This window comes from Methylobacterium sp. J-059, assembly GCF_022829485.1.
In the GTDB taxonomy this organism is placed as follows: Bacteria; Pseudomonadota; Alphaproteobacteria; order Rhizobiales; family Beijerinckiaceae; genus Methylobacterium.
In genome coordinates this window covers 76,113-102,009 of sequence record NZ_JAKSYA010000178.1, presented here as the reverse complement: position 1 = coordinate 102,009, position 25,897 = coordinate 76,113, and the positions used below count along the sequence as shown (strand labels likewise).

25 protein-coding genes are annotated in these 25,897 nt (G+C 72.5%); 16 read left to right on the top strand and 9 right to left on the bottom strand.

Annotated elements, in window-relative coordinates; genetic code table 11:
• Positions 1 to 132: 132 nt before the first annotated feature.
• The 3 genes from MKK55_RS27410 to MKK55_RS27400 form a co-directional block, all read right to left on the bottom strand.
• Complete coding sequence (locus MKK55_RS27410) at positions 133 to 1,707, bottom strand: murein L,D-transpeptidase (protein WP_243938838.1); 1,575 nt, start codon at positions 1,705 to 1,707, stop codon at positions 133 to 135.
• A gap of 628 nt (positions 1,708 to 2,335) precedes the next feature.
• The gene (locus MKK55_RS27405) at positions 2,336 to 4,555 is read right to left on the bottom strand and encodes a TonB-dependent siderophore receptor (protein ID WP_147728816.1); all 2,220 of its coding nucleotides are present in this window, start codon (positions 4,553 to 4,555) and stop codon (positions 2,336 to 2,338) included.
• A 349-nt stretch (positions 4,556 to 4,904) separates the two neighbouring features.
• Positions 4,905 to 5,144 carry a DUF6894 family protein gene (locus MKK55_RS27400; protein ID WP_147728815.1) on the bottom strand — a complete coding sequence of 80 codons (240 nt, stop codon included), beginning with the start codon at positions 5,142 to 5,144 and terminating at the stop codon, positions 4,905 to 4,907.
• A 413-nt stretch (positions 5,145 to 5,557) separates the two neighbouring features.
• Between MKK55_RS27400 and MKK55_RS27395 the strand changes: the two genes are divergently transcribed.
• Entirely contained in the window at positions 5,558 to 6,637 is a 1,080-nt protein-coding gene (locus MKK55_RS27395; protein ID WP_243938785.1) for an acyltransferase family protein, read from the top strand.
• Between the two features lie 92 nt (positions 6,638 to 6,729).
• Positions 6,730 to 7,035 (top strand): hypothetical protein, encoded by a 306-nt coding sequence (locus MKK55_RS27390; protein WP_187275586.1) that lies wholly within the window; start codon positions 6,730 to 6,732, stop codon positions 7,033 to 7,035.
• 10 nt (positions 7,036 to 7,045) lie between these two features.
• Here the strand turns inward: MKK55_RS27390 and MKK55_RS27385 are convergent, their stop codons facing one another.
• Positions 7,046 to 7,603: a DUF4337 domain-containing protein gene (locus tag MKK55_RS27385; protein ID WP_147729230.1), complete on the bottom strand. Its 558-nt coding sequence runs from the start codon at positions 7,601 to 7,603 to the stop codon at positions 7,046 to 7,048.
• A gap of 159 nt (positions 7,604 to 7,762) precedes the next feature.
• Here MKK55_RS27385 and MKK55_RS27380 point away from each other — a divergent pair, with 159 nt between their 5' ends.
• Positions 7,763 to 8,359, top strand: coding sequence for a DUF2059 domain-containing protein (locus tag MKK55_RS27380; RefSeq protein ID WP_243938783.1), 597 nt, complete (start codon positions 7,763 to 7,765; stop codon positions 8,357 to 8,359).
• Between the two features lie 27 nt (positions 8,360 to 8,386).
• On the opposite strand, the gene hemA is transcribed toward MKK55_RS27380, so the two are convergent.
• Positions 8,387 to 9,721, bottom strand: coding sequence for a 5-aminolevulinate synthase (hemA, locus tag MKK55_RS27375; protein WP_243938781.1), 1,335 nt, complete (start codon positions 9,719 to 9,721; stop codon positions 8,387 to 8,389).
• A 362-nt stretch (positions 9,722 to 10,083) separates the two neighbouring features.
• Between hemA and MKK55_RS27370 the strand changes: the two genes are divergently transcribed.
• From MKK55_RS27370 to MKK55_RS27360, 3 genes are all read left to right on the top strand, one after another.
• On the top strand, positions 10,084 to 10,293 hold the full coding sequence (locus tag MKK55_RS27370) for a hypothetical protein (protein WP_243938779.1): 210 nt from the start codon (positions 10,084 to 10,086) through the stop codon (positions 10,291 to 10,293).
• 362 nt (positions 10,294 to 10,655) lie between these two features.
• A complete protein-coding gene (murA, locus tag MKK55_RS27365; protein ID WP_243938777.1) occupies positions 10,656 to 11,945 on the top strand; it encodes a UDP-N-acetylglucosamine 1-carboxyvinyltransferase in 1,290 nt (429 codons plus the stop codon).
• 226 nt (positions 11,946 to 12,171) lie between these two features.
• The gene (locus MKK55_RS27360; protein ID WP_243938775.1) at positions 12,172 to 14,310 is read left to right on the top strand and encodes a methyl-accepting chemotaxis protein; all 2,139 of its coding nucleotides are present in this window, start codon (positions 12,172 to 12,174) and stop codon (positions 14,308 to 14,310) included.
• A gap of 240 nt (positions 14,311 to 14,550) precedes the next feature.
• Here MKK55_RS27360 and MKK55_RS27355 read toward each other — a convergent pair whose 3' ends face one another.
• Positions 14,551 to 14,874: a hypothetical protein gene (locus MKK55_RS27355; RefSeq protein WP_243938772.1), complete on the bottom strand. Its 324-nt coding sequence runs from the start codon at positions 14,872 to 14,874 to the stop codon at positions 14,551 to 14,553.
• A gap of 290 nt (positions 14,875 to 15,164) precedes the next feature.
• On the opposite strand from MKK55_RS27355, the gene MKK55_RS27350 reads away from it, so the two are divergent.
• The 5 genes from MKK55_RS27350 (at position 15,165) to MKK55_RS27330 (ending at position 18,515) form a co-directional block, all read left to right on the top strand.
• A complete protein-coding gene (locus tag MKK55_RS27350; RefSeq protein WP_243938836.1) occupies positions 15,165 to 15,599 on the top strand; it encodes a DUF2948 family protein in 435 nt (144 codons plus the stop codon).
• A gap of 38 nt (positions 15,600 to 15,637) precedes the next feature.
• Complete coding sequence (gene hisD, locus MKK55_RS27345) at positions 15,638 to 16,933, top strand: histidinol dehydrogenase (protein WP_147727382.1); 1,296 nt, start codon at positions 15,638 to 15,640, stop codon at positions 16,931 to 16,933.
• 10 nt (positions 16,934 to 16,943) lie between these two features.
• Entirely contained in the window at positions 16,944 to 17,393 is a 450-nt protein-coding gene (locus MKK55_RS27340; protein ID WP_243938770.1) for a hypothetical protein, read from the top strand.
• Between the two features lie 73 nt (positions 17,394 to 17,466).
• Positions 17,467 to 17,973, top strand: coding sequence for a UPF0262 family protein (locus MKK55_RS27335; RefSeq protein WP_243938768.1), 507 nt, complete (start codon positions 17,467 to 17,469; stop codon positions 17,971 to 17,973).
• 56 nt (positions 17,974 to 18,029) lie between these two features.
• Positions 18,030 to 18,515 (top strand): low molecular weight phosphatase family protein, encoded by a 486-nt coding sequence (locus MKK55_RS27330; protein ID WP_147727383.1) that lies wholly within the window; start codon positions 18,030 to 18,032, stop codon positions 18,513 to 18,515.
• Between the two features lie 198 nt (positions 18,516 to 18,713).
• Here MKK55_RS27330 and MKK55_RS27325 read toward each other — a convergent pair whose 3' ends face one another.
• On the bottom strand, positions 18,714 to 19,577 hold the full coding sequence (locus tag MKK55_RS27325) for a C40 family peptidase (protein WP_243938766.1): 864 nt from the start codon (positions 19,575 to 19,577) through the stop codon (positions 18,714 to 18,716).
• Positions 19,578 to 19,861: 284 nt separating this feature from the next.
• On the opposite strand from MKK55_RS27325, the gene MKK55_RS27320 reads away from it, so the two are divergent.
• Positions 19,862 to 20,215, top strand: a complete 354-nt coding sequence (locus MKK55_RS27320) for a hypothetical protein (RefSeq protein ID WP_147727385.1) — start codon at positions 19,862 to 19,864, stop codon at positions 20,213 to 20,215.
• Between the two features lie 31 nt (positions 20,216 to 20,246).
• Here the strand turns inward: MKK55_RS27320 and MKK55_RS27315 are convergent, their stop codons facing one another.
• Together MKK55_RS27315 and MKK55_RS27310 are read right to left on the bottom strand one after the other, a co-directional pair.
• Positions 20,247 to 20,945, bottom strand: a complete 699-nt coding sequence (locus tag MKK55_RS27315) for an SDR family oxidoreductase (RefSeq protein WP_243938764.1) — start codon at positions 20,943 to 20,945, stop codon at positions 20,247 to 20,249.
• A 292-nt stretch (positions 20,946 to 21,237) separates the two neighbouring features.
• Positions 21,238 to 21,951, bottom strand: coding sequence for an MgtC/SapB family protein (locus MKK55_RS27310; RefSeq protein ID WP_147727387.1), 714 nt, complete (start codon positions 21,949 to 21,951; stop codon positions 21,238 to 21,240).
• 229 nt (positions 21,952 to 22,180) lie between these two features.
• Here MKK55_RS27310 and MKK55_RS27305 point away from each other — a divergent pair, with 229 nt between their 5' ends.
• The 4 genes from MKK55_RS27305 to MKK55_RS27290 all read left to right on the top strand — a co-directional run bounded on the left by MKK55_RS27305 (position 22,181) and on the right by MKK55_RS27290 (position 25,864).
• On the top strand, positions 22,181 to 23,179 hold the full coding sequence (locus MKK55_RS27305; protein ID WP_243938762.1) for an AAA family ATPase: 999 nt from the start codon (positions 22,181 to 22,183) through the stop codon (positions 23,177 to 23,179).
• Between the two features lie 103 nt (positions 23,180 to 23,282).
• The gene (locus tag MKK55_RS27300) at positions 23,283 to 24,227 is read left to right on the top strand and encodes a DUF58 domain-containing protein (protein WP_243938760.1); all 945 of its coding nucleotides are present in this window, start codon (positions 23,283 to 23,285) and stop codon (positions 24,225 to 24,227) included.
• Between the two features lie 153 nt (positions 24,228 to 24,380).
• Positions 24,381 to 24,848 carry a DUF4381 family protein gene (locus MKK55_RS27295; RefSeq protein ID WP_147844791.1) on the top strand — a complete coding sequence of 156 codons (468 nt, stop codon included), beginning with the start codon at positions 24,381 to 24,383 and terminating at the stop codon, positions 24,846 to 24,848.
• Positions 24,845 to 25,864, top strand: a complete 1,020-nt coding sequence (locus MKK55_RS27290; protein ID WP_243938758.1) for a VWA domain-containing protein — start codon at positions 24,845 to 24,847, stop codon at positions 25,862 to 25,864. Before MKK55_RS27295 ends, MKK55_RS27290 begins: the two co-directional genes overlap by 4 nt.
• Positions 25,865 to 25,897: the final 33 nt, after the last annotated feature.

Sequence of the window (25,897 nt, the reverse complement as noted above, 5' to 3'; positions counted from 1 at the left end):
CGACGGCCCCGGCATCCCTCACCCGGCAGAATGAGCTGTGGCGGCGATTGTTCCAGGGCCGGTCCGCGGCGCGGGGCAGGGGTGCCGCCGGTGCACAGGCTGGAACCATTCCAGGCGGCGGCACGGGTCCGCTCAGTTCGGGATCGCGCCCGGCGGCCGCGGGGCCGGCCCGTCGCCGAGCTGCGTCGCCTGCGGCCGCGGCGCCGGCCGCGCGGGCGCGGGCACGGCAGCCCGGGGCGCGACCGCCGGCTTGAGGTCGGCGGCCACGGGCGGGCGCTGGTCGGGCTTGGCCGGGCGGATCGTGGCGCGCGGCGCGATCGCGCCGGTGGCGGCCGGCTCGGTCGCCGCCGAGGGCACCGGCCCGCCCGGCGTATCCAACCCGTAGATGTCGTCGCGGAAATGGACGCGGCCGTCCGGCGTGGCGTAGCCGGTGAGGTAGACGAAGGTGACGGGGACGGGCTTGACCAGCTTGAGGTCGCGGCGCTCGCCGTCGGCGATGCCGGTCTCGATCTCGATCGGGCCCCAGGCCGAGCCCGGCCCGTTCGGCCCCTCGACGCCCTGGAGCAGCCAGCCGACCAGCTCCTTGACCCCGCCGACGCGGACGCAGCCGTGGCTGTGGAAGCGGACGTTGCGCGAAAACAGCGATTTCGAGGGCGTGTCGTGCATGTAGACCGCGAAGCGGTTCGGCATGTCGATCCGCACCTGGCCGAGCGAGTTGTCGAAGCCGGAATCCTGGCGCAGCGTGTAGGCGACCGCCTTCTCGGTGTTCCAGTTCACCGCCGTCGGGTCGACCTCGACGCCGCCGGGGCCGAGGATGCGGATGTGGTTCTTGGCGAGATAGCCCGGCTCCTTGCGCATCCGCGGGATGATCTCGTTCTTCACCACCGAGACCGGCACCGTCCAGGTCGGGTTGAAGTTGATGTCGGTGATCCGGGTCTCGACGCTGGGGGTCGCCTTGTCGGGCTTGCCGACCACGGCGACGTAGCGGCGCGCGACCTGGCCGTTCTCCACCGCCTCGACGGTGGCCGCCGGGATGTTGACGACGACGTAGCGCTCGCCGAACGGGAACTTCGAGCCCATCAGCCGCGCCGCCGAGGCCGCGAGCTGGCGCTGGCGGACGGAGGCCGGCACGTTGAGCGCGGCGATCGTCAGCCGGCCGATCAGCCCGGATTCCGGCAGGCCGTGGCGGGCCTGGAACGCCGTCACCGCCGCGACCAGCGGCGGATCGAGCCGGTCGCTCGGGGGCGCGTCAGCGGGCAGGTCGCCGGTGAGCGTGAGGTGGTGGCGCAGCGCCGGGATCGCCGGGTTCGACGCGCCCGGCTTGAACACCGTGCTCTCGGGCACCGGCGCCCAGCCGCCGGCATCGGCGAAGGCCTGGTACAGGTCGGCCGCGCGCAGGGTGTCGGTGAAGGTCTTCTGCGTCAGCGTCGGGCGCGGGTCGGCCGAGACGGTGGCGTAGACCAGCTCCGGCTCGGGCTTGCGCTTCCCCGCCTCGCGGGGCGCCGCCTCCGGGGCGGCGGCCGCGAGCGGTGCCGACGCCGGCACGCCCTGCGGCGCGGATGGCGGCACGGCGGGCAGGGCGGGCGCGGGCTGCGCCGGGGCGGGCATCGCGGCGGGCGGCGGCGCGCCTTGCGCGGCCGCGGCGCTCAGCGCGGCGGCGAGCGCCAGCGGCGACAGGCCCGCGCGCAGGAAGGCGGCAGAGAACATCACGCAACCCCGATCTCGGCCCCGCGACCGGGCGGTTCCGAGCCGGATCATGCCGGCCCGATGGTTACCGATCCCTTGTGGCCGCCCGAGGGTTCGGCCCCCATCGGCTTGGCTGCGCGAGGGTCACGTTCGATGCGTTTCAGATCCGCGGAAGATCTGCCGACCGCCCGTATGGTCGGCGCCCGATGCGACCCTCTCTCCACCGCTCATACGTTCCATCGTTCGCGGCATCGAAGCGTGCCGATCGGCCATGACGGGCTGAAGTCTCTCGACAGGAGCGAGATCGAGGCTGTCGCCGTCCCAAGCGAGCACTTCGTCCTAGCGACCGAGGTCCTGGCGAACGAGGTCCTGGCGACCGAGGTCCTGGCGACCGGGAAGGATCAGGCCGCCACGGTTGCGGACATACGGCCGATGCCGACGCGACCGCGACGGTTTCAGGCCGAGACGCTGCGCGCTTCGGGAGTCGAGCGAGGCAAAGGGGGCGTGGTGGCTCGGGGGCAGGCCGATCTCGGGCGCGTCACGGCCTCGCCCACACGTCGTTTCGAGTGCAGGCCACCATGCGGACTTCGGTCGTCGTGTCGGCGCTGCGCGCGGCGTCTCGATCCCCGACCGCTGGAGGCGAGCCTTCTCACCACCGATAGATCAGGCTGCCGATGACCGTTGCCGGCTGGTTGAAGTTGCAGAAACCGAACGAACAGGTCGTGTAGTTTCGGTTGAAGATGTTGTAGCCGTTGATCTGCGCGCGGAAGCCTTTGTACTTCGGGTCGAGCGCGGCGAAGTCGTAGGCAACGAGGGCGTCGTAGAGCGTCACGGCGGTATTGCGCACGGTGTTCTGATCATCTGCGTAGCTTGAGCCGATGTAGCGGATGCCGCCGCCGATCTGCAGCCCGCGCAAGGCCGAGGCGGGCGGGAAGGCATAAGTCAGGAACGACGCGTAGGTGTCGCTGGGGATGCCGGAGACGCGGTTCCCGTTGAGGGACTCGCCGGCAAACGAAGTCGAGTTCACGAACCGGATGTCGACATGCGTGTAGGCGATGGTCAGGTTCGTGCCCGGCGCGAGGTTGGCGGTCGCCTCGGCCTCGAAGCCCTTCGAGCGTACGGCACCGCCAGCGGTCTGGAACGCGATGTTGCTCGCGTCGGGGATCAGGATGCTCGACTGGTTGATGTCGAAGCCGGCAAACGCCGTCTGGATGTTGGTCCCGGGAATCAGGTACTTCACCCCCGCCTCGATCTGGTCGCCCGTGGCCGGCTTGAACGCCTGTCCGTTTCGGTCCTGGCCGACCTGCGGGGTGAAGGTCGTGGCATAGCTCGCGTACGGAACCAGCCCTGGCGCCAGAACGTAGCCCAGGCCGACCCGGCCGGTGAAGGCGCTGTTGTCCTGGCGCGAGACCGCGCTGTCGGGCGTGGCGTAGTTGTCCTGGAAGACCCAATCGTGGCGCCCGTTCACGGTCAGGATGAAGTCGCCGAACTTGGCCTGATCCTGCAGGTAGACGCCGACCTGATCCTGGGTCTGGCGCGAGGCGGACCCAAGAGGCGGCGTCGCGATGAACTGCTGGCCGTAGTTCCGGGTGGTGAGGTTCAGGTCCGGGGCGAGGCCGAAGCCGAAGCGCGCGCTCAGGCTGTACCGGGCGTAGTCGACGCCGCCGACCACGGTGTGGGCGACCGGGCCGGTGGCGAAGCGCGCCTCCAGCTGGTTGTCCAGCGTCTGCTGCACCAGGCCCTCGCGGATATAGCCGGTGTCGCGGGTGCCGATCGTGCGCGCGTCGTTGACGTTGTTGATGTCGACGTACTTCGCGCTGAGGAACAGCCCGTAATGCCGGAAGTTCTGGCGGAAAACCAGGTCCGGCGTGAAGAAATGCTCGAAGGCGTAACCGACCCGATACTGAGTCTGGTCGAGGCCGATGAAGCGCGGATCGCCCTGGTAGAAGTTGGATACCCGGAAGCCCGGGTCATTGTAGAAGAACGTCGCCGCCGGCGTGTTGGTGACCTGGAACTCGCTCAGGAACGTGAACGTCGTGTCGGCCGACGGCTTCCAGGTGAAGGCGGGCGCGATGTTGAGCTGGTCGTCGTTCGTGCCGAGGCCGATGAAGGTGCCGGCCTCGCGGCGTACGCCGGTGAGGCGGTAGGCCATGGTGCCGTCCGAACCCTCGACCGGGCCGCCGACGTCGAAATTGCCCTGGAAGCGTCCGAAGCTGCCGGCTTGGAACTGCACCTCGCCGAACGGCACGAAGACGGGGCGCTTGCTCGTGATATCGAGGATGCCGCCGGGCGATCCGAGGCCGTAGAGGCCGGAGGCCGGGCCGCGGAGGATGGTCAGCGCCTCGGCGCCGTAGGGTTCGCTTTTGGGAAAGGCGAAGCCGCTGCCGATCACGCGCAGGCCGTCACGATAGATGCCCTGGTTGGTGAGCACGTCGAAGCCGCGGATGAAGATCTGATCGAAGCGCGGGTCGAAGCCCGACCGGGCGGAAATGGCGCCCGGGACGTAGTTGACCGCGTCGGTGAACGTCTGGACGTTGCGGTCGTTCAGCTGCTCTCGGGTGACCACCGAGACCGATTGCGGGGCCTCGATCAGCGGGGTGTTGGTTTTGGTGGCGGCCGTGGCGACGCGCGCGGTGTAGCCGGTGATCCCGGAGGGGCCGCCACCGCCGCCGCTGGTGGCGGCCGTGCCGCCGTCGCCGGCGCTGACGTTGAGACCGCCGGAGCCGGCCGATGCCGGCGCGGCGTTGCCGGGTCCCACCGCCTCGACCGAGATCTCGTTGAGCTGAACGGTGCCATCTTGTGCCACCACGGGACCGGCGAGGATTGTGGTGGTGAGAAGGACGGGGAGGAGCGAGGAGCGGTGGGACATGGATCACGCTTGCGCGCGCTCGGACGAGCGCAGTACCCGTGTGATCGTCCTTCACGGATCCGCGAGCAAGCCAAAAACGTGTTATAGATCACACACTTAAAACGGTTCAAATCTGAAAATATTCTAAATTCAAAGTGGGCGAATGCCCCTCGTCGAGGCCGAGGCGCAGGGCATCCGAGAGGGTTCGGGCCGTGAGCGACCTGCCCCGCGCCCGCCGGCGCGAGCCGAGCGAGCGACGAAATCGAATGTCGGCTTTCAAGCGCCAAGCCGACTTCCGTTCATCGCCCTTCGCGGCCTTTCACAGGGTCAAGCTGCGCGCGCAGGCCTTTGGTCGGCGCAGGCGCCGAGGTCAGCGCAGGAGCCAGGTGCCGACGAAGGCGAGGGCGGCCGAGTAGACGGCGTATCCGTCCTCGTCCGTCACGACCACGGTGATGGTCTGGCGCTCGCCCTCGGCCGGGCTCTCGTCGACGGCGATGGCGGGCAGCAGGCGCTTGGCCTGGAGCGCGGCGGCCTGCACGTCCTCGCACAAGGTGCCCACGTCGTCGCGCTGGTGGAAGCCGTCGTGGATGTCGAAGAAGTAGCGGGGCACAGGCTGTCCACGCGTGGAAGGCGGGAGCGCATCCGTCTCTCAGGCGCGGAGCGCCGAATACTGGGGCCGCGATGGCAGAATCGTATACATCCCGACCGGGACGGCAACCGCGCGAGTGTCGCATGCGGCGGCGGCGCACGAGCCGGCCGATGTATTGGCCCGATCCCCGTGCGGACGGTGCGATAGCCTCGCGGAGATTCGCGCGCCTCGTCCCTCCTTTCCCGACCCTGGCGTGAGCCGAGGCCCACCCTTCCCCCACGAAAGGGGAGGGACGATGCGGCGCCCGCCTCCGGCGCCGGCGCGGATGGCGCGGACGGAAAATTTCCGGTTTCCTGCTTGTCCTGTCCGGCGATCGTCGAAAGATCCGCGAGGAGCCTGCCATCCCGAGCCCCACCGCCCCGGTCCCGCCCGCGATGCCCTACCTGCCGCAGCTCGACGGGGTGCGGGCGCTGGCGATCGCCATCGTCTACGTCGCCCATTGCGGGCTGAGCCACGTCGTGCCCGGCGGCTTCGGCGTCACGGTGTTCTTCTTCCTGTCGGGCTACCTGATCACCACGCTGCTGCGGATCGAGCGGGGGCGGACCGGGACGGTCTCGCTGCCGGCGTTCTACCTGCGCCGAAGCTTGCGCATCCTGCCGCCGATGTACCTGGCGCTGGCGTTGTCCGGCCTGCTCCACGGGCTCGGGCTGCTCGACTGGATGCCGGTCGAGGCGGCGGCGGTGCTCGGGCAGGCGACGTTCCTGACGAACTATCCCGACCTTCTTGGCACCGAGCGGGTGCTGCCGGTGCCGCTGTGGAGCCTCGCCATCGAGGAGCACTTCTACCTGCTGTTCCCGCTGGCCTACCTCGCGTGGCTCGGGCGCCTGTCGCCGCGGCGGGCGGCCGTGGCGTGCCTGGCGCTGTGCGGCGCGGTGCTGGCGATCCGCGGCCTCAACGTGTGGCGGCTCGCCGACTACAGCCTGAACTACTCCTGGACCCACACCCGCATCGACGCGATCCTGTTCGGCTGCTGCCTCGGCCTGTGGAACAACCCGGTGATCCCGGCCGACCGCGCCTGGCGGCCGAAACCCTGGCACGTGGCGGCGGCGGGCGCCGTGATCCTCGCCACCCTCGCGGTGCGCGACCCCGCCTTCCGCGAGACCCTGCGCTACACCCTGCAGAGCGCGGCGCTGCTCGTGCCGTTCTCGGCGGCGCTTCAGGGCCGCGGATGGGTCGTGCGGGCCCTGGGCTCCGCGCCGATGCGCCGGCTCGGGCTGTACTCCTACAGCTTCTACCTGGTGCACCCGACGGTGATCGCGCTGCTGCTGCACCTGCGGCCGGGCTCGGGCCCGCTCGTGCTGATCGCCGCCGGCCTGGTGCCGACGCTCGCCCTTTGCGCGCTGATGCAGGTCGCGGTGGAGCGCCCCTGCGCCCGGCTGCGCCGGCGCCTGCTCGCCCCGTCCGGCCGGCCGCCGGAGCCGAGCCTCGCCGACCCCGCGCGCCGGGCGGCCTGAACCGCGCGGCGGCCCGCGGCGTTCCTCCGGCACACCGAAGGAGACCGCCCGTGCGCCGCCCGATCGCAACCCGCCCGCCGATCGCCGCTCCCCTGCTTCTCGCCGTCCCCCTGCTGCTCGCCGCAGGCCTGCTGGCCGCCGCCGGCCCGGCTCAGGCGCAGCGCGTCGACACCACGACGCTCACCTGCGCGCAGGCCCGCGGCGCCGTCGCCCGCGCCGGCGGCATCGTGCTCGGCACCGGCGGCCCGACCTACGACCGCTTCGTCCGCGACCGCAGCTTCTGCGCGGCGACGGAGGTGACGCGATCCGCCTACGCGCCGACACGCACCGACCCGAGCTGCTTCGTCGGCTACCGGTGCATCGAGCCGGGGTTCGACGACTGGTTCGGCGACCGGTGAGGCCGTCCCCTCAGTGGAGGAACGGCAGGGCGTGCGGCGCGAGGTAGCCGAAGCCGAGCAGCACCGCGCCGGCCGCGCCGAGCAGGCCGCCGGCGAAGACCAGGGCGACGATGCCGGTGATCACCTCGGCCGAGGCCAGCACGATGCCGATCTGGAAGGCGGCCGAGGCCAGCTCGTAATGGTGGTAGCGCAGCAGCGAGAGGTCGCGGTTGTTCTGCGCGGTCTTCGCCTTCTCGGCGAGTTCCTTGCGCCCCTCGCCGGTGGCGGGCTCGGAATCCCAGCGTGCCATCGTCTTCGCCCACTCGGCGCGCTTGGCCGCGATCGCGTCCTGGTTCGGCCCCGGCGGCACCAGGGCCACCGCCTCGTCGGCGGTCTTGAGCACCGTGGCGCGGATGGTGCGCGCCTGGAAGAACGCCCACTGGTTGGCCGCCTCGACGTTGGCGCCGATCGCGTCGGTCTGCGCCGCCTTGCCCAGCGTCTCGCTGAAGGCGAGGAACAGCGCCAGCACCGAGATCAGCAGCGCGACGCGCTTGTTCGACGTCCCGCCCGCTCCGTGACCACCCGACATCCGCTCAACGCTCCCCGTTCGATTCGTGCGAGCGCAGTCACAGCGCATCCGGCGCGCGGATGCAACGCGGCCGAGCTTTTAGGCCGATCCGCCGGCACCGCCTATGCTTCGGCGCGGCCCGATTCGCGGCCCGCGGTTTTCGTCTCCGGAGGACGCGTGATGCGCATCGCCAGCCTCACCTTCATGGCCCTCGCCCTCGGGCTGGCGGGACCCGCCCGCGCCCAGGCGCCGCAGAAGGCGGTTCCCCAAGTCGCTCCCCAAGTCGCTCCCCAAGTCCCTTCCCAAGTCCCTTCCCAGGTCACGCCTCAAGTCACCCTCGATCCGGCCCGCCTGGCGGCGGCAAAGGCGGTGGTCGCCCGCGCCCAGGGCGATCGCGACACCACGCTCCAGGCGATGACCGCGCCGATGACGGCGATGGTCCAGCAGATGGGGCTCAAGCAGCCCGATCGGGCCAAGGTCATGGTGCAGGAGGTGATCATGCCGATCCTCTCCGAGCATTACGACGAGCTGCTCAACCTGCAGGCGATCTCGTTCGCGGCCGTGTTGTCGAAGGCGGACCTGGAGGCCATCGCCGCGTTCTACGACACGCCGGCCGGCCGCAACATGGCCAAGGCGCAGCCGCAGCTGGCCCAGGCGCAGCTGACGGGCATGCAGCACTGGATCGGCAGCCTGGCCGGCGAGATGCAGGCGAAGCTCGCCGCGACCGCCGAGGCGCACGGCTGGGTGCCGGGCGGGAACAAGCCGAAGCCGAACTGAGCCTCCGGCTCTTCCGGCGGCGCCCGCCTACTCCGCCGCCTGCGCGAACACCGTGCCGGCGCGCGGCAGGTCGAGGGTGTCCCAGGTCTCGACCAGCGCCGCCGTCAGGGTGGCGATGCGGGCGGCGTCGTGGAACGGCGAGGGGGTGATGCGCAGGCGCTCGGTGCCGCGCGGCACCGTCGGGTAGTTGATCGGCTGGATGTAGATCGCGTGGCGCTCGAGCAGGTGGTCGGCGGCCGCCTTGCACAGCTCGGCGTCGCCCACCATCACCGGCACGATGTGCGTCTCGGTGGCGAGCACCGGCAGGCCGGCCTCCTCCAGCGCGCGCTTGGTCGCGGCGGCCTGGCGCTGGTGCGCCTCGCGCTCGGCCGTCGAGCGCTTGAGGTAGCGCACCGAGGCGCGCGCGGCGGCGGCGATCGCCGGCGGGATCGCCGTGGTGAAGATGAAGCCGGGGGCGAAGCTCCGCACCGCGTCGCAGAGCGCGGCCGAGCCGGTGATGTAGCCGCCGACGCAGCCGAACCCCTTGGCCAGCGTGCCCTCGATCACGTCGACCCGGTGCATCACGCCCTCGCGCTCGGCCATGCCGCCGCCGCGCGGCCCGTAGAGGCCGACCGCGTGGACCTCGTCGAGGTAGGTCATCGCGCCGTACCGCTCGGCGAGGTCGCAGATCGCGCCGATCGGCGCCACGTCGCCGTCCATCGAGTAGACGCTCTCGAAGGCGATCAGCACGTTGCGGCCGGCCGCCTCGACCAGCAACGCTTCCAGGTGCGCGAGGTCGTTGTGGCGGAAGATCCGCTTCTCGCAGCCCGCGTGGCGCACGCCCTCGATCATCGAGTTGTGGTTGAACGCGTCCGACAGGATCAGGCAGTCCGGGATCAGCTTGGCGATGGTGGAGATGCCGGCCTGGTTCGAGACGTAGCCCGAGGTGAAGACCAGGCCCGCCTCCTTGCCGTGCAGGTCGGCGAGCTCGCGCTCGAGGTCGACCAGCGGCGAGTTGTTGCCGGCGATGTTGCGGGTGCCGCCGGCGCCGACGCCGCAGCGCTTGGCCGTGTCGGTGAGCGCGGAGACCACCTCCGGGTGCTGGCCCATGCCGAGGTAGTCGTTCGAGCACCACACGGTGATCTCCGAGGTCGCCCCGTCCGGCCGGCGCCAGTTCGCGATCGGGAAGCGGCCCGCGATGCGCTCGATGTCGGCGAACACCCGGTAGCGGCGCTCGCCGTGCAGGCGCTCCAGCGCGCCGCGGAAATGCGCCTCGTAATCCACCCGCCGCGCCGCGATCTGGCCCTGCACGGAGCCCGAGCCGCGTTCGGAACCGTGCGCGTGCGTGGGGGCCGGTGTGGAGGCGGGCCGGGTCTCGGGCATGGATGTCCTTGGGGGCTGGCCGGGCGTCGGATGCGCCGAGGCGCGGGATCGTCGTCGGCCGGGCCTGTTCGGGATGCGGGAAGGCGCGGCCGAGGACCGGTACGGTCCGGCGCGCCCGATCGCGCATCGGGTGGAGAGGAATCCGGCGGCGTCGCGTGGCGCCGTCGGACCGGAAGATACAGCCGGATCTGGAATCGGTTCAAGGTGACGGGGCGTCATCCCTGCCTTGCAGGCCGACGGGGGGCCGCCGCCGGCATTCGAGCGACCCTTTGAACGCCGCCGGGGCCATCGCCCCGACGGATGGATTGTGAGGTGCCGGCGGACGATCTAGGAGTCGAAGGCGACGATGGGTCGCGTGACGCATGACGACGAAGAACGACGAGGCCCGGGCCGCCCGCCTCAAGGCGGCCCTGCGCGAGAACCTACGGCGGCGCAAGCGCCAGGTCCGCGGCCGGGGCGAGCCGGCGGCGGGGCAAGAGGCGGCGCAAGAGGAGGGGCAGGCCGCGGCGAAGGACGCCGCCGAGCCGCCGGACGACCGCGACCCGGCCCCGTCGGACGCGCCGTCGTCGTAGGCGGCGCGCGAGGCATCGGCGCTGCGTCCGCAGCCCGAGCCCGTCGAGCCGGCTCCTCCGCGACGTCACTTGGACGACGCGGGACGCGTTTCGCCGGGCTCGGCAGGGGCCTGCGTCCCGTCGCCGGGCCGGGTCCTTCCCGGATCGTCCGGGGCGAAGCGGAAGGGGCGGCGCGGATCGGCGCCGCGATGCTCCCGCCTCCGAGGCCGGCCTGCGAACCGAGCAAAGACCCGGCGCGCCGGCGCGGTCCCCTTTCGGACAAAACTCGCCTATAGGCTGCGCTCGAGCATGGGCGGCGAGCGCCCGAGGGGCAGGGCCGGCGGCGCGCGGGACGAAGCGCGGCGCGTGAGGATCACGAGACCATGGACCGCATCCACATCACCGGCGGCGTGCCGCTCAACGGCACGATCCCGATCTCGGGGGCGAAGAACGCCGCCCTGCCGCTGATGATCGCGAGCCTGCTCACCGGCGACACGCTGGAGCTCGCCAACGTGCCGCGGCTCGCCGACATCGCCGCGCTGACGCGGATCCTCGGCAACCACGGCGTCGACCACATGGTGGTCGGCAAGCGCCCGGGGCAGACCACCGAGACCGGCCAGACCATCCGGCTCACCGCCTCCAACGTCATCGACACCACGGCGCCCTACGAGCTGGTCTCGACCATGCGGGCGAGCTTCTGGGTGGTCGCGCCGCTGCTGGCGCGCTTCGGCGAGGCCAAGGTCTCGCTCCCCGGCGGCTGCGCCATCGGCACCCGGCCGGTCGACCTCCTGATCATGGCGCTGGAGAGGCTCGGCGCGCAGATCGAGATCGATGCCGGCTACGTCGTCGCCAAGACCAAGAACGGCCTGCGCGGCGCCGAGATCGACTTCCCGAAGGTCACCGTCGGCGGCACCCACGTGGCGCTGATGGCGGCCTCCCTCGCCTACGGCACCACGGTGATCTCCAACGCCGCCCGCGAGCCGGAGGTGGTGGATCTCGCCGACTGCCTCACCAAGATGGGCGCCCGCATCCAGGGCGCCGGCACCCCGCGCATCGTGATCGAGGGCGTCGCCCGCATGAACGGCGCCCGCCACGAGGTGCTGCCCGACCGGATCGAGACCGGCACCTACGCCATGGCGGTGGCGATGACCGGGGGCGACGTGGTCTTGGAGAACACCCGCGCCGACCTGCTGCATTCGGCCCTCGACATCCTCTCCACCACCGGCGCCGAGATCACCCAGGTTCCCGGCGGCATCCGGGTGCGGCGCAACGGGGCGGGAATCGCGGCGGTCGACGTGACCACCGACCCGTTCCCGGGCTTCCCCACCGACCTGCAGGCGCAGTTCATGGCGCTGATGACCCTGGCCAACGGCCAGTCGCAGATCCGCGAGACCATCTTCGAGAACCGCTTCATGCACGTGCAGGAGCTGGCGCGCCTGGGCGCCCGGATCCGCCTCGAGGGCGACCTCGCCATCGTCGAGGGCGTCGACCGCCTCAAGGGCGCGCCCGTGATGGCGACCGACCTGCGCGCCTCGGTGTCGCTGGTGATCGCGGGGCTGGCGGCCGAGGGCGAGACCCAGATCAACCGGGTCTACCACCTCGACCGCGGCTTCGAGGCGCTGGAGGCCAAGCTCGCCCGCTGCGGCGCGCGGATCGAGCGCGTGCGGGTCTGAATCGCCCGCCGTATCGAGCGCCCGCCCGCCTGCATTCGCGCGGCGCGGGCCGGGCCCGGGCAGTCGAGCGCGGGCGGATGCGGCTGCGAAGACCGCCGATAATCCCAATCGATACGGTTTTATAGGATCGTCGTCTTGTCTCGTGCGGCTCGCGCGAGCAGGGAATCTTAACGCGCGCCCGCCTAAGGACCGGCTCAAGCTCTCCGAGCATTTTCGAGACGGATCGATGTCGGCATTCTCACGTCTCGAGGCGCGCCTGCCCGCCATGACCATCGGGCTCGCGCTCCTCAGCGCCACGGCGATGGGCGGCTTCAGCTGGCACCAGGCCCGCGCCGGGCTGATGGAGGCGGCGCGCGAGCGGCTGCAACTTGCCGCCGACGCGCGGCGCGACGGGGTCGAGCTGGTCGCCGACCGGATGCAGGCCGACTTCCTCACGGTGGCGGCGCACCCGCAGGTGGTGTCGAACGTCGCCGACCTGATCGAGACCCTCGACCCGTCCAAGCCCGACTATGCCGGCCTCCTCGCCGCCTTCCGGGCGCCGGAGACGGCGGCGGCGCGCATCGCGCTCGACGGCACGGCGACCAACACGATGTATGGGCGCCGGCACGCGAAGGTGCAGGAGGTCGCCCGCAAGCTGCTGGCGCAGGCGGGCTACGCCGACCTGATGGTGCTCGATGAGGGCGGGCGCATCGTCTACACCACCACCAAGGGCGAGGATTTCGCGCGGCCGGTCTCCGATCCGGCGCTGCGGGGAACCGGGCTGGCGCGGCTGTTCGAGCGCCTGAAGGCCGCCGACCCCGAGGCCGCCCTGTTCGAGGATTTCGCGGCCTATCCGGTCGATGCCGGGCCCTCCGCCTTCATCGGCCGCGCGGTGACGAAGCGCGCCAACGTCGCCATGGGCACGGCGCAGGCGGCCGAGCGCATCGGCTACGTCGTGATGCGGGTCGGGCCGGCCCTGTTCGACCCCACCCTGTCGAAGCGCACCGGCCTCGGCGAGACCGGGCAGACGCTCTCGACCGGCGCCGACGGCCTGCTGCGCACCCGGCCGCCGCTGAACCCGGACGCCAAGGCCGGCAGCCCCCTCGATGCGCTCGGGATCGCCCCGGCCCGCCTCGCGGAGGGGCGGCCGTTCGACTTTTCGGGCGCGGACGGCCGACACCTGGCGGCGTCCTCGGTCGTGTCGGTGCTCGGCGCGCCCTGGACGGTGATCGCCGAGCAGAGCCTCGACGAGGCGATCGGCGCCGTCTCGACCCTGTCGCGGACGCTGGCGCTGGTCGGGCTCGGGGTGCTGGCCGGCACCGCCATCCTCGGCCTGCTGCTGGCCCGGTCGATCGCGCGGCCCCTCGGCGCGCTCACCGCCGCGCTCAAGGCCCTGGCCGCCCGGCAGGCGCTGGAGCAGGTGCCCGGCAGCGGCCGGCGCGACGAGATCGGCGACATCGCCCGGGCGGTGGTGACGATCCGCGACGTCTCCCTCGAGGAAGCCGCGCAGCAATTGAAGACCACCGAGGCGCAGGCGCGCCGCGCCCTCCTCGGCGACCTCGCCGAGCGCTTCGAGCGGTCGGTCGGCGGCATCGTCGCGCGGGTCGCCGGCTCGGTGGCCGGCCTGCAGGTCGCCTCGGGCGGCATGCGCGACGCGGTCGCGGGCACCTCGCAGCGGTCGAGCAGCGTCGCGAGCACCGCCCACGAGACCGCCCGCAACGTCAACACCGTCGCCGCGGCGGCCGAGGAGCTCGGGGCCACGGTCCAGGAGATCGGGCGGCAGGTCGAGCAGGCGGCGGAGATGTCGGACGGCGCGGTGCGCGAGGCGGCCCGCACGCAGGCCGCCATGGATGCGCTGGCCGCGGCCGCGACCCGGATCGGCGACGTCGTCGGCCTGGTCTCGACCATCGCCGGGCAGACCAACCTGCTGGCCCTGAACGCCACGATCGAGGCGGCGCGGGCGGGCGAGGCCGGCCGCGGCTTCGCGGTGGTGGCGGCCGAGGTCAAGGACCTCGCCGCGCAGACCGCGCGGGCGACGGAGGAGATCGGCCAGCAGATCGCCTCGATCCAGGCCGCCGCGGGGGAGGCCTCGGGGGCGATCCACGCGATCACCGGGCGAATCGACGCGATGAACCAGGTGGCGACCAGCATCGCCGCCGCGGTGGAGGAGCAGGGCGTGACGACCCAGGAGATCGTGCGCAACATGGGCCAGGCCTCGGCCGGCACCGGCGCCATGACGGCGGACATCGCCGCCGTCGCCCGCGCGGCGGACGCCGCCGGCACCGAGGTCGCGGCGGTGCTGCTGGCCTCCGACGAGCTCGCCGACCAGTCGGCACGGCTGCGCGCCGAGATCGGCACCTTCCTGGCGGGCGTCCGCGCCGCCTGAGCGAAGCGGGCCGCCTTTCAGGACTCGGGCCGGCTCCCCCTCGCCGGGGCGCGCCGATCGGCGGCCGGGGGAGGGGACGCTCCGTCGCCCGCCCGCACCCGCATCCGTCGCGGCGTCAGCCTGGTGGGCGCGCCTCGGGACGAAGTCGCGGGTGGAATCCCGATCGACGGGCGTCCGAAACGAGAAGGGCCGCCCGGCCCGGATGGCTGGACGGCCCCTCGCCGATGGGAAGCCTTCCGATCAGCGGCCGATGGCGCCGCGCTTGAACCCGAAGCCCGGGACTTCGCAGCCGCAGGACGAGTTGAACGGCGCCGGGCGGGTGACGCAGTTGCCGCGGGCGGTGACGCAGATGCTGCCGCCGCGGCCGCCGCGGAAGTCGTCGCGGCGACGGTCGTAGCGATCCTCGTCGTAGTCGCGGCGGCGCGGGCGATCGTCGTCGTAGCCGCGGTCGAACCGGCGCGGGCCGCCGTAATCGTAGTACTGGGCGCTCGCCACGGTCGCGCCGAGGGTCGTCCCAAGGGTCAGGGCGGCGATGGCCGCGAGGGTGAGGCGCTTTATGGTCATCGAGTGTGTCCGTCTCCGGTCCGAGGTCGACGTGGGGTCGACCGGGTGTCTACGCGGGGCTGCCTGAACGTCGGCTGAGGCCGGCGCAACGGCTGTCCGCCCGGCGGCCCCGACGCTCAACGCGGCAGACTGCGCATCGGCCGCCACAATCGTCTGGCATGGTGCACGGCCGCCGCCCCGTCCGCCCTCGGCCTGCGACGACGGCCTCCGGTTGCCGGAACCGGCCGGCCTCGCTACTGACGCGGGCGAAAATGTTTCCCGTGAAACCTCCCCCGGAGCGGCCCCCCGACATGGAGCTCCTCAAGCTCGCGGCCCTCGACGCCGAGGACCTCACCGTCATCTCCGCCCACCTTCAGGATGCGGTGCTGAACGTGGCCGACCTCACCTTCCTCGCCGCCGAGCACCGCTTCGTGCTGGCGCTGCGCCGGTTCGACTGGCAGGCGCCGGAGACGCCGCGGCGGCGGCTCGCCGGCCTGCATTTCGAGCGCGTGCTCGGGGTCCGCACCCGCGGCCTGACGCCGGGGGATACCAGCTTGAGCCTGCTCGCGATCACCTTCGAGGAGACCGAGGCGCCGTCCGGCATCGTCACGCTGCTGTTCTCCGGCCAGGCCGCGATCCGCCTCGACGTCGAGTGCATCGAGGCGCGGATGAAGGATCTCGGGCCGGTCTGGGAGGCCGACAGCCGCCCGGGCCACGCGGCGCCCGCCTCCGGCCCGTCGGCCTGAGCCGTCGCGTCCCACGCCCTCACCAGAAGAAGTGCCCGATGATCCGCCTCGATAGCAGCGACCCGACCTTCGCGGACGACTTCGCCCGGCTGCTCACGGTCAAGCGCGAGATCTCGGAGGACGTCGACGAGACCGTGCGCGCCATCATCGCCGGCGTGGTGAAGGGCGGCGACGCGGCGCTGGTCGACTACACCCGAACATTCGACCGGCTCGGCGACGGCTTCGGCGCGTCCGCCCTGCGCGTCACCGCGGACGAGATCGCGGCGGCGCTCGAAGCCTGCCCGGCCGAGGCGCTGGAGGCGCTGCGCTTCGCCGCCGCCCGGATCGAGGCGTTCCACGCCGAGCAGGTCCCGGGCGACCGCCGGACCACCGACGCCCTCGGCGTCACCTCGGGCTGGCGCTGGACCGCGCTCGAATCGGTCGGGCTCTACGTGCCCGGCGGCACGGCGAGCTACCCGTCCTCGGTGCTGATGAACGCGATTCCCGCCCGCGTCGCCGGGGTGCCGCGGATCGTCATGGTGGTGCCGATGCCCGACGGGCAGTCGAACCCGCTGGTGCTCGCCGCCGCGCATCTGTCGGGCGTTCACGAGGTCTATCGCGTCGGCGGGGCGCAGGCGGTGGCGGCGCTGGCCTACGGCACCGAGACGATCGCGCCGGTGGCCAAGATCGTCGGGCCCGGCAACGCCTACGTCGCGGCGGCCAAGCGCCGGGTGTTCGGCCAGGTCGGCATCGACATGATCGCCGGCCCCTCCGAGGTGCTGATCCTGGCCGACGGCCACGCCAACCCGGACTGGATCGCCGCCGACCTGCTGGCCCAGGCCGAGCACGACGTCGCCGCCCAGTCGATCCTGATCACCGACAGCGCCGCGCTGGCCGAGGCCGCGGAATCCGCCGTCGAGCGCGCGCTCGCCACCCTGCCGCGCCAGGAGATCGCGCGGGCGAGCTGGCGCGACTACGGCGCGATCGTCCGGGTCCGCAGCTTCGACGAGGCGGTGCCGCTGGTCGACCGCCTGGCGCCGGAGCACCTGGAGATCGAGACGCAGGACGCCGAGGCGCTCTCGCGAAAAATCCGCAACGCCGGGGCGATCTTCCTCGGCTCGCACACGCCCGAGGCGATCGGCGACTACGTCGGCGGCCCCAACCACGTCCTGCCGACCGCGCGCTCGGCGCGGTTCTCGTCCGGCCTCGGGGTGCTCGACTTCATGAAGCGCACCACGATCCTGGCCTGCACGCCGGAGAGCTTGCGGGCGCTCGGCCCCGCGGCGATAACGCTGGGCCGGTCGGAGGGCCTCGAGGGGCACGCCCGCTCCGTCGCGATCCGGCTGAACCTTTGAGCCCAGCGGGATGGCACGTTCCAAGATGCGCAGCGTCGGACGATATTCATGCTGCGCGATCTTGTGTTGCAACGTTTTGGCGACGGCCGTCTTCTCCAGCCAGGGCATTGCTTCGGAGCAAATAGGGATCGAAAATCGCTGTTGGACAAAGTCGAGATTTCGCCCTCTCGAGAATTGGCCTGTCAGCAGCTCGACCTATTGCTTCAGAGCCAATGGCGAGGTCGATGGTTTCTGGTTCGATGCCGGGGATGGCGGCGATCTAACGGCGCATTGGAAGAAGCGGCGCAGGCGCTTGGTGATCAGAGATTTCGTCTTTGCCAAAGGTCTGCGTAATGAGGCCTGTGACTTTCGCATGGTTGAGGCGAGCCAGACGCTGGTGATGGATCACTGCGCTTACGGCGGCGACTGGCTGTACAATTCTGGGATGACGGAATCGGTTTTCAAGGAAGCGCGGCCATGATCTCTGTCCTCCACCTCATCCCGCATCGCCGCAGGTTGCAAGCCTCCCGCTCTGGCTACGGAAGGCGGGGGTGATGACTGCCGAGACCAAACAGGCCAAGGACGGGGCATCGTCGTCGAAGGATCGCCTGATCGCGGTCACGCTCGACGAGGACTCGATCGGCCGCGGCAACCCCGACCAGGAGCACGAGCGCGCGATCGCGATCTTCGACATCCTCGAGGACAACCACTTCGCGATCCCGGGCCGCACCGGCCCCTACGCGCTCAACCTCGGGCTCGTCGAGAACAAGCTCTCCTTCGCGATCCTGTCCCCGACGGGCGACCCGGTGATGACCCACCTGCTGTCGCTGACCCCGTTCCGCCGGGTGATCCGCGACTACGAGATGATCTGCGAGAGCTACTACAACGCCATCCGCACCGCCTCCCCGACGCAGATCGAGGCGATCGACATGGGCCGGCGCGGCCTGCACAACGAGGCGTCCGAGACCCTGAGGGAGCGCCTGGCCGGCAAGGTCGACCTCGACCACGACACCGCCCGGCGGCTGTTCACCCTGGTCTTCGCCTTGCACTGGAAGGGCTGAGGTGGGCCTGCGCCGCCGACGCCCGCACCGGCACAGACGCTGAGAGCCCCCGCGCGATGGACGTCCTCGTCCCGCCTCCGCCCGGCGACCTCGTCGTGCCGCGCAAGCGCCGGGTCCAGTCGGTGCTGTTCATGTGCAACTTCAACGCCGTGCGCTCGCCCGCGGCGGAGGTGATCGCGCGCCACTACTTCGGCAAGTCGGTCTACGTGCAGTCGGCCGGGGTGCGCTCGGGCGAGCCGGTCGACCCGTTCATGGTCGCGGCGCTGGACGAGATCGGCATCGACGCCAGGAAGCACCGGCCCCGCACCATCGAGGAGCTCGACGAGTGGGAGGGGCTGAACTTCGACCTGATCGTGACGCTGGCCCCCGAGGCGCACCACAAGGCGCTGGCGATGACCCACACCCTGGCGGCCGACGTCGAGTACTGGCAGACGGCGGACCCGACCATCCTCCAGGACGCCTCCCGCGAGCAGCGCATGGACGCCTACCGCGACGTCCGCGACGGGCTGACCTACCGGATCAAGATGCGGCTGAAGGGGTAGGGGACGCGGCGCGGGAGGCTCCGCGGTCGATCCTGCGCTTCCCCGCCGCGCGAACCGATCGCGGCGCATCCCGCGCGAAGGTCTGCCGCGCTCACCTGTTTTGCCGGCAAATCTCGGGCCCCCTGTCGCGTTCGGGAGAGGGGGCCGGTTCGGCGCGAGGTGGTCGACACGATCGGTTGCGGCGGGGAAGTCGCGCCCTCACGCCTCCAGCCGGCGCATCCCGGTGATCGCGCCGTAGCTGTTGGCGGCGATCCGCTCCGCCGCCCGGCGCAGGGGCTCGACCGCCACCGCCATGTGATGGCCGTTGGCGTGGATCAGGGTGTCGGCGTCGAGCATCAGGCCGGTATGGCCGCGCCAGTCGACGAAGTCGCCGCGGCGCAGGCCGTCGAAGCCGATCGGCAGGGCGCGGCCGACGGCGCCGGCCTGCTGGTCGGCGTCGCGCGGGCAGGGCAGGCCGGCGAGATCGAGGCAGAGCTGGACCAGGCCCGAGCAGTCGAGCCCGAGGCTGGTGCGCCCGCCCCACAGGTAGGGCGTCCCGACCAGCCGCTCGGCGGTGGCCGCGTAGTCCGGCACCGTGCGGTCGAGGGGCGCGCAGTGGGCCGCGAAGACGAAGGCGTCGCCGACCCGGACGAAGTCGCCGGCCGTGTCTGCGACCGCGATCCGCGCCCCGAGCCCGAGATGGCCGAGCGCCGGGCGCTTCATGTCGGGGGCGGGGTAGAGGAAGCTGCGCAGGGCCGTCACCCGGTGGGTCGGGGCCGGGTCGGCCGGGCCGAGGCTCGCCGCCGGCAGGTAGCCGACATAGCCGTCGCGCACGAGCTGGACCCAGGCGAACCCGTCGCCGACCTCGTACACGGCGACCGCGTCGCCCATCACCGCCTCGGTCTCGAGCCCGGCCTCCGGTCGCGGCGTCCGGCGAAGCGGGGCGGCCGGAACCACGACCCGGCGCGGCTCGCCGGCGACGAAGCGCGCCGCCTCGACCGCGCCGCGCAGTCGGATGTCGGCGAGGTCCGGCCGGGCCGGCGTGGTGCGCGGATCGTGGTTGGCGGTCGGCGGGCTCGTCATCACGGCTCGGGGCTGCGGCTGTCTCGGAATCTGCGGGCGTCTCGAAGTGATGATCGCGGGCCGCGGTGACCGAACCACGCCCCGGGACGCGTCTCCCCCCGCGCCATTTCGACGCATCGTCGTGCCGCTTGAGACGGCAACTGCATCATGAATGCGCCAGCGCGCCCGCAGGATCGCGGCGCACCTCTGCCTGCCTCTTCGGCACGCCGGGGCATGCATGGCAGGACGGCGACGGCCTCGTTTTGATGCGGTGCACAATCGGTGCGAATCGGGTACGGTGGGCCATGACGAGCGCGAGCCCTGCCGTGAAGAAGTCGAAGAAGAGCTTTGCCGACCTGCCGCCGATCCGGGTCCGCCGCGAGCCGCCGACGATCGTCGAGGCGGTGACCGCCGCGCAGGACCTGTCCGACGACCTCGAGCAGCAGATCGAGATCGCCGCCGGGCTGATCGGCCTGCCCGCCGAGGAGGTCCGCCCGCACGTCGTCGCGGCGCTGCGGGCCAAGCCCGAGCGCGTGCCGGAGCGGATCATCGCCCAGGCCGGCCCGAGCCGGGCGCCGCGCACCGTCATCGTCGAGCGCCGCACCCGCCCGCCGGTGATCGTCGAGCGCCGCGGCCGCCCGCTCGATCCGCGGCGCTGACGGCGCCCGCGGACCGCCTTCGGGGCCCGCGCTACCAGGCGAGCGTCTCGCCGCGGTAGTCGAGATAGGCCGTGCCGGGCCGGCCGAGCCGGGCCTCGATCACGTCGGCCATGCCGGCGACGCTGGTCGCCACGTCGATGTCGGCCCCGTCGCCGCCCATCTCGGTCCGCACCCAGCCCGGATGCATCAGCACCACGCTCAGGTTCTCCGCCGCGTGGCGGATCGCGAAGCTGCGGACCAGGGTGTTCAGCGCCGCCTTGCTGGCGCGGTAGTTTTCCCAGCCGCCGGAGGTGTTGAGCCCGACGCTGCCGAGGATCGAGCTCATGAACACCAGGCTGCCGCCGGGCGCGAGCCGATCGCGGAAGGCTTCGGCGAAGCGGACCGGGCTGATCGCGTTGGTGAGGTAGACCTGCGCCGCGACCGGCCGCGGCACCGCGTGCAGCGGATCGTGCGCCTGCGTCGCCACGCCGGCCACCACGAACACCAGGTCGAATGTTCGGGACGCCAGCCGGTCGTGCAGGACCGAGACCGCTTGGTCGTCGTCGATGTCGGCGGTCTCGATCGTCAGCGCCTCGGATTCGAGGGCGGCCAGGCCCGGCGAGGCCTTGCGCTGGGTCGCGGTGACGCGCCAGCCGCGCCCCAGGAAGGTCTCGACGAGCCCAAGCCCAAGGCCGCGCGAGGCCCCGACGATCAGCGCGTTCCTGGCCGACGGATGTTCGAGTTCTGCCATGGGATGTCTCCTGCGAGGCCGGGTTCGGGATTTCTTGGGAGGAAGGTGGCTTCATCGCGCGATGCGGAAAGCGCCGTTGGGGATCGCCCGGTGTGCCGCCGCACGTTCGGTACCTCCACCCTCGGACGCAGCTTCGACACGTCCCCCTTCCCCCCCGACGATCTCGGGCTCGCCCGCGATCCGCACCCTGTGTGCCCGAGTCGGGCAGGCCCGACTTGGGTGCGGGGGAGGGGACGGCGACGTGGGCGCCTTGCGCGCGAAACGTACGGGTTCGGCGCCTTGCCCCGTTCCCTCAATCCCCCGTCTGCACCGCCCAGGTGGCGTGGCGGATGCCCGGTTGCGCCTGCAGGGCGGCGACCACCGCGTCGAGCTCCTTGGCCGCCACCGCGCTGGCGATGAGGGTCGCGACCACGTCCACCGCCGCGTCGCCGCGCTCCTCGACCTCGACGCCGCCGACCGGGTAGCCCGCCGCCTCCAGCCGCTCGACCAGCATGTCCTGGGCGGGGCCCGCGGTGCCGGGGGCGGTGGTGACCTGGACCTCGTAGGTCGCCTCCGTCGCGCTCTCGTCGATCGGCGCGCGGTTGATCGCGTTGACGAGCGGGCGCAGCAGGGTGTTGCAGGCCAGGACCGCGACCGCCACGAACAAAGCCTCCAGCGGCAGGTCGGCGCCGGCGAAGGCGCCGACTGCGGCCGAGCACCACAGGGTCGCGGCCGTGTTGAGGCCGCGCACGTTCATGCCCTCCTTCATGATCACGCCGGCGCCGAGGAAGCCGATGCCCGAGATCACGTAGGCGACGGTGCGGGTCGCGCCCTCGGCCCCGGTCAGCCGCATGCCGAGATCGACGAAGGCGGCGGCCCCCACCGCCACCAGCACCGCCGTGCGCAGGCCGGCGGTGCGCTGGCGGTACTGCCGCTCGGCGCCGATCAGGGTGCCGAGCACGAAGGCCACGATCAGGCTGATCGCCGAATTGACCGGCTCGGGGAGGGGCGTGGGCAGAAGGACCATCCGGTCTCCTAGACGGGCGCGCATGACGGTTCCGTGACGGGAGCCGGTCCCAACCCGAGGTCGCAGCGGGATTGACGGGTGCCCCGGGCAGCGGGCACACCGGCTCGACTATGGATCGATCAAGAATCCAAGTGCGGCGGGTTCAGCCCGCCGGTTTCGACGAGGAGACGTGCAGGATGAAGGCTTCCTTCCAGCCGGCCCGGCCGTGTCGCGCAGGGCGCGCGCGCGCATGAGCGGCGCTGCGCTTGCCGAGCGTCCGGCTGCCGCCGCCGATCCGTTGCGGGCCCGCATCCTCGAGCTCCGCGCCGGCCTGGAGCACGGGCTGATCGGCTGCGAGGGCCTGGTCGAGCGCCTGATGATCGGGCTGCTCACCGGCGGCCACCTGCTGATCGAGGGGGCGCCGGGGCTGGCCAAGACCCGCGCCGTCAAGCGCCTCGCCGACGGGCTCGACGGCTCCTTCGCCCGCATCCAGTGCACGCCCGACCTGATGCCCGCCGACCTCACCGGCACCACCGTGTGGCGCCAGGATGCCGGCACCTTCGAGTTCCTGCCCGGCCCGCTGTTCCACTCGCTGATCCTCGTCGACGAGGTCAACCGCGCGCCGCCGAAGGTGCAGTCGGCCCTGCTCGAGGCGATGGCGGAAGGCCAGATCACCGTCTCCGGCGCGACCCATCCGCTCGCCGACCCGTTCATGGTGGTGGCGACCCAGAACCCGATCGAGCATGCCGGCACCTTCCCGCTGCCCGAGGCGCAGCTCGACCGCTTCCTGCTCCACGTCGTGGTCGGGATGCCGGACGAGGCCTCCGAGCGGAAGATCCTCGACCTCGTCGAGGGCGAGCTCAACCATCACGGCGAGGCGATGCCGGTGAAGCTCTCGGTCGCCGAGGTGCTGGCCGCGCGCGAGGCCGCCCTGAAGACCTACGTCTCGCCGGCGCTGAAGGATTATCTCGTGCGCATCGTCGCCGCGACCCGCACCGATTCCGCGGCACCGGACCTGCGCGCCGCGATCGAGCATCCGGCCTCGCCGCGCGGCACGCTGGCGCTGATGGTCGCCGGCAAGGCGCGGGCCTACCTCCACGGCCGCGACCACGTCGTCCCCGAGGACGTGGCGGACCTCGCCGCCGACGCGCTCTCCCACCGCATCGGCCTGACCTGGCGCGCGGCCGCGGAAGGGCTCACCACCCGCGGCATCGTCGGCGGATTGGTCCAGCGGGTGCGGGCGCTCTGAGGGTGTTCTCGGCAACCGCGAGAAGGCCCCGCGCGACCACGCCCTGCGCGGGTCCGCGCTCCCATTGGGAGAGGGGGCCGCGTCGCGCTGGCCGGATTCCGGCATGACCGCCACCGCCGCCCCCGAGACGAACCCGGCCTTCCACCTTTCCGGCGAGGCGCTGATGGGCCTGCGCCACCTCGCGCGCCGCGGCGTCACGCCGGCGACGCGGACGCTGGCGGGCCTGCCCGGCGGCATCGTCACCAAGCGCCGCGGGCGCGGCTCGGAGCCCGACGACGTGCGGCTGTGGTCGGAGGGCGACGACCGGCGCCACATCGACCGCAACGCCACCGCGCGCACCGGCATCCTGCACGTGCGCACCCACCACGACGAGCGCGACCGCGCCGTGGTGCTGCTCGCCGATTTCCGCCCCTCGATGCTGTTCGGCACCCGCCGGGCGCTGCGCTCGGTGGCGGCGGCCGAGGCGCTGGCGCTGCTCGGCTGGCGCGTCGTCGGCGACGGCGGCCGCGTCGGCCTCGTGGTCGCGGGCGCGGACGAGCCGACGGCTTTGCGCCCGGCCGGCGGCGAGCGCGCGATGACGGCCGTCACCGGCGCGCTCGCGTCGGCCCACGCCCGCGCCCTCGCGCAACCCGCCGCCGCCGATCCGCCGCTCGACCCGCTGCTGACGCTGGCCCGCAGCCTGCTGCCGTCCGGCGGCCACCTCGTCCTCGCCTCGGCGCTCGACAGCCCCGGCCCCGACTTCGACCGCCTGCTGACGCTGCTCGCCGAGAGCCTGTCGATCCGCCTGATCTTGGTGAGCGACGCCTTCGAGCGGTCCCGGCCGCCGGGCTTCTACCCCTTCGCCCTGCCCGACGGCCGCCGCGGCACTGTCCAGTCCGCCCGCCAATCCGCACGCCAGCCCGCCCGCGAGCCGGCGCCCGCGCGCCTCGCCGCCGACGAGCGCCTGGCCGACTACGCCCGCCGCGGCATCGCGGGCCTGCGCCTCGACGTCGAGGCCGGCCCGGAGGCCTACGCCCCGCTGATGGAGCGGCTCGATGCGGTGTTGTGAAGCCGCCGCCGTTTCCTTCCCCCCCTGCTCCGCAGGGTACCCTCCCCCGCACCCAAGTCGGGCCCGCCCGACTTGGGCACACGAGGTGCGGATCTCGGGCTTGCCCGAGATCCGTCGGGGGGAGGGGGTGCGTATGCCCGCAGGCGGAAAACGATGACCCCCGCCGACGCTCCTCCCACCCTCGAGGCCCTGCGCGGGCTGCACCTGCCGAACCAGGCGGCGGGGGCGATCTCCGGCGAGGTCGTGGTCGCGATCCTGGCGGGCTTCGCCGCCGCGCTGCTCGTCGGTCTGGTGCGCTATCTCCGGGTCCGCGCCCGCGCCACGGTCCGCCGCGCGGCGTTGCGCGATCTCGCCGCCGCGCGAAACCTCGACCCGGAGGCCCGGCTCGTGGCGCAGGCCCGGCTGCTGCGCCGCGTCGCCCGCACCGTGCAGGGCGAGGATGCGGCGAGCGCGCAAGGGACGGCCTGGGCGCACAGGCTCGACGGGCTGTTCGCCACCACCTTCTTCACCGAAGGCGCCGGGCGCGTCCTCGCCGAGGGGCTCTATCGCCGCAGCGACCGGCCGGACCCGGCCGTCCTCGATGCCGAGCTCGGGCGCCTGATCGGGCGGATGCGCGGATGAGCCTGCTCCCGGCCTGGGTCACGGCGCTCGGTTCCGCGTTCGATTGGGCGGCGCCGCTGGCGCTGCTGCTGCTGCCGCTGCCGCTGCTGGTCCAGCACTTCGTCCCGGCCGAGGCCGCGGGCGGCAGCGGCGCGCTCCGCGTGCCGGCCTCGCTGGTGGCGCGCGCCGAGGCCGGCGCCGACGTCGCCGCCCGCGGCCGGCGCCGGACCTGGCTGATCTGGACCTTGTGGGCGGCCCTCGTCGTCGCGCTGGCCGGGCCCCGCCTCGTCCTGCCGGCCACCGCCCTGCCGGCCTCGGGCCGCGAGATCATGCTGGCGATGGACCTGTCCGGCTCGATGGAGCGGCGCGACTTCTCGCTCGACGGCGAGACCGTGAACCGCCTCGTCGCGGTCAAGCGCGTCGGCGCCGACTTCATCCGCCGCCGCGCCGGCGACCGCATCGGCCTGGTGATCTTCGCCGACCAGGCCTTCGTCGCGGCCGGGCTCACCTTCGACACGGCGAGCGTGGCGCGGGCCCTGGAGGAGGCGACGATCGGCCTCGTCGGCCGCTCCACCGGCATCGGCGACGGCCTCGGGCTGGCGCTGCGCCGGCTCGATCCGAAGGATTCCGGCATCGACGGCCAGCCGGTCGCGTCCTCGAAGGCGGTGATCCTGCTCTCCGACGGCGCCAACAACGCCGGCCAGACCACGCCGCGGGACGTGGCGGCTTTGGCGAAGGACCTCGGCATCAAGGTCTACACCATCGCCCTCGGCCCCCGCGACATGGCCGACGCCGACGGCGAGCAGGACGTGGTCGACACCGAGACGCTGCGCGAGATGGCCGAGATCACCGGCGGCAAGGCGTTCCGGGTGAGGACCACCGACGACCTCGTCGCGGTGGCCGACGCCATCGACACCCTGGAGGGCGGCCGCGCCAAGGCCCCCCCGGTGCCCCTGCGCCGCGACCTCTGGCCCTGGCCGGCGGCGCTCGCCTTCGCCTGCGCCGGGCTGCTCCTGGCTTCCCGGAGGCGGGGATGATGCCAGCGCGCGGGCTCGTGCCCGCCTTGCCGC

What these genes read in the sequence shown, in the direction of transcription:
- MKK55_RS27410 (WP_243938838.1), bottom strand. Translation starts at nt 1,707, where the DNA reads ATGTTCTCTGCCGCCTTCCTGCGCGCGGGCCTGTCGCCGCTGGCGCTC.
- MKK55_RS27405 (WP_147728816.1), bottom strand. Translation starts at nt 4,555, where the DNA reads ATGTCCCACCGCTCCTCGCTCCTCCCCGTCCTTCTCACCACCACAATC.
- MKK55_RS27395 (WP_243938785.1), top strand. Translation starts at nt 5,558, where the DNA reads ATGCCCTACCTGCCGCAGCTCGACGGGGTGCGGGCGCTGGCGATCGCC.
- MKK55_RS27385 (WP_147729230.1), bottom strand. Translation starts at nt 7,603, where the DNA reads ATGTCGGGTGGTCACGGAGCGGGCGGGACGTCGAACAAGCGCGTCGCG.
- MKK55_RS27380 (WP_243938783.1), top strand. Translation starts at nt 7,763, where the DNA reads ATGCGCATCGCCAGCCTCACCTTCATGGCCCTCGCCCTCGGGCTGGCG.
- hemA (WP_243938781.1), bottom strand. Translation starts at nt 9,721, where the DNA reads ATGCCCGAGACCCGGCCCGCCTCCACACCGGCCCCCACGCACGCGCAC.
- MKK55_RS27370 (WP_243938779.1), top strand. Translation starts at nt 10,084, where the DNA reads ATGACGACGAAGAACGACGAGGCCCGGGCCGCCCGCCTCAAGGCGGCC.
- murA (WP_243938777.1), top strand. Translation starts at nt 10,656, where the DNA reads ATGGACCGCATCCACATCACCGGCGGCGTGCCGCTCAACGGCACGATC.
- MKK55_RS27360 (WP_243938775.1), top strand. Translation starts at nt 12,172, where the DNA reads ATGTCGGCATTCTCACGTCTCGAGGCGCGCCTGCCCGCCATGACCATC.
- MKK55_RS27355 (WP_243938772.1), bottom strand. Translation starts at nt 14,874, where the DNA reads ATGACCATAAAGCGCCTCACCCTCGCGGCCATCGCCGCCCTGACCCTT.
- MKK55_RS27350 (WP_243938836.1), top strand. Translation starts at nt 15,165, where the DNA reads ATGGAGCTCCTCAAGCTCGCGGCCCTCGACGCCGAGGACCTCACCGTC.
- hisD (WP_147727382.1), top strand. Translation starts at nt 15,638, where the DNA reads ATGATCCGCCTCGATAGCAGCGACCCGACCTTCGCGGACGACTTCGCC.
- MKK55_RS27340 (WP_243938770.1), top strand. Translation starts at nt 16,944, where the DNA reads ATGGCACGTTCCAAGATGCGCAGCGTCGGACGATATTCATGCTGCGCG.
- MKK55_RS27335 (WP_243938768.1), top strand. Translation starts at nt 17,467, where the DNA reads ATGACTGCCGAGACCAAACAGGCCAAGGACGGGGCATCGTCGTCGAAG.
- MKK55_RS27330 (WP_147727383.1), top strand. Translation starts at nt 18,030, where the DNA reads ATGGACGTCCTCGTCCCGCCTCCGCCCGGCGACCTCGTCGTGCCGCGC.
- MKK55_RS27325 (WP_243938766.1), bottom strand. Translation starts at nt 19,577, where the DNA reads ATGACGAGCCCGCCGACCGCCAACCACGATCCGCGCACCACGCCGGCC.
- MKK55_RS27320 (WP_147727385.1), top strand. Translation starts at nt 19,862, where the DNA reads ATGACGAGCGCGAGCCCTGCCGTGAAGAAGTCGAAGAAGAGCTTTGCC.
- MKK55_RS27315 (WP_243938764.1), bottom strand. Translation starts at nt 20,945, where the DNA reads ATGGCAGAACTCGAACATCCGTCGGCCAGGAACGCGCTGATCGTCGGG.
- MKK55_RS27310 (WP_147727387.1), bottom strand. Translation starts at nt 21,951, where the DNA reads ATGGTCCTTCTGCCCACGCCCCTCCCCGAGCCGGTCAATTCGGCGATC.
- MKK55_RS27305 (WP_243938762.1), top strand. Translation starts at nt 22,181, where the DNA reads ATGAGCGGCGCTGCGCTTGCCGAGCGTCCGGCTGCCGCCGCCGATCCG.
- MKK55_RS27300 (WP_243938760.1), top strand. Translation starts at nt 23,283, where the DNA reads ATGACCGCCACCGCCGCCCCCGAGACGAACCCGGCCTTCCACCTTTCC.
- MKK55_RS27295 (WP_147844791.1), top strand. Translation starts at nt 24,381, where the DNA reads ATGACCCCCGCCGACGCTCCTCCCACCCTCGAGGCCCTGCGCGGGCTG.
- MKK55_RS27290 (WP_243938758.1), top strand. Translation starts at nt 24,845, where the DNA reads ATGAGCCTGCTCCCGGCCTGGGTCACGGCGCTCGGTTCCGCGTTCGAT.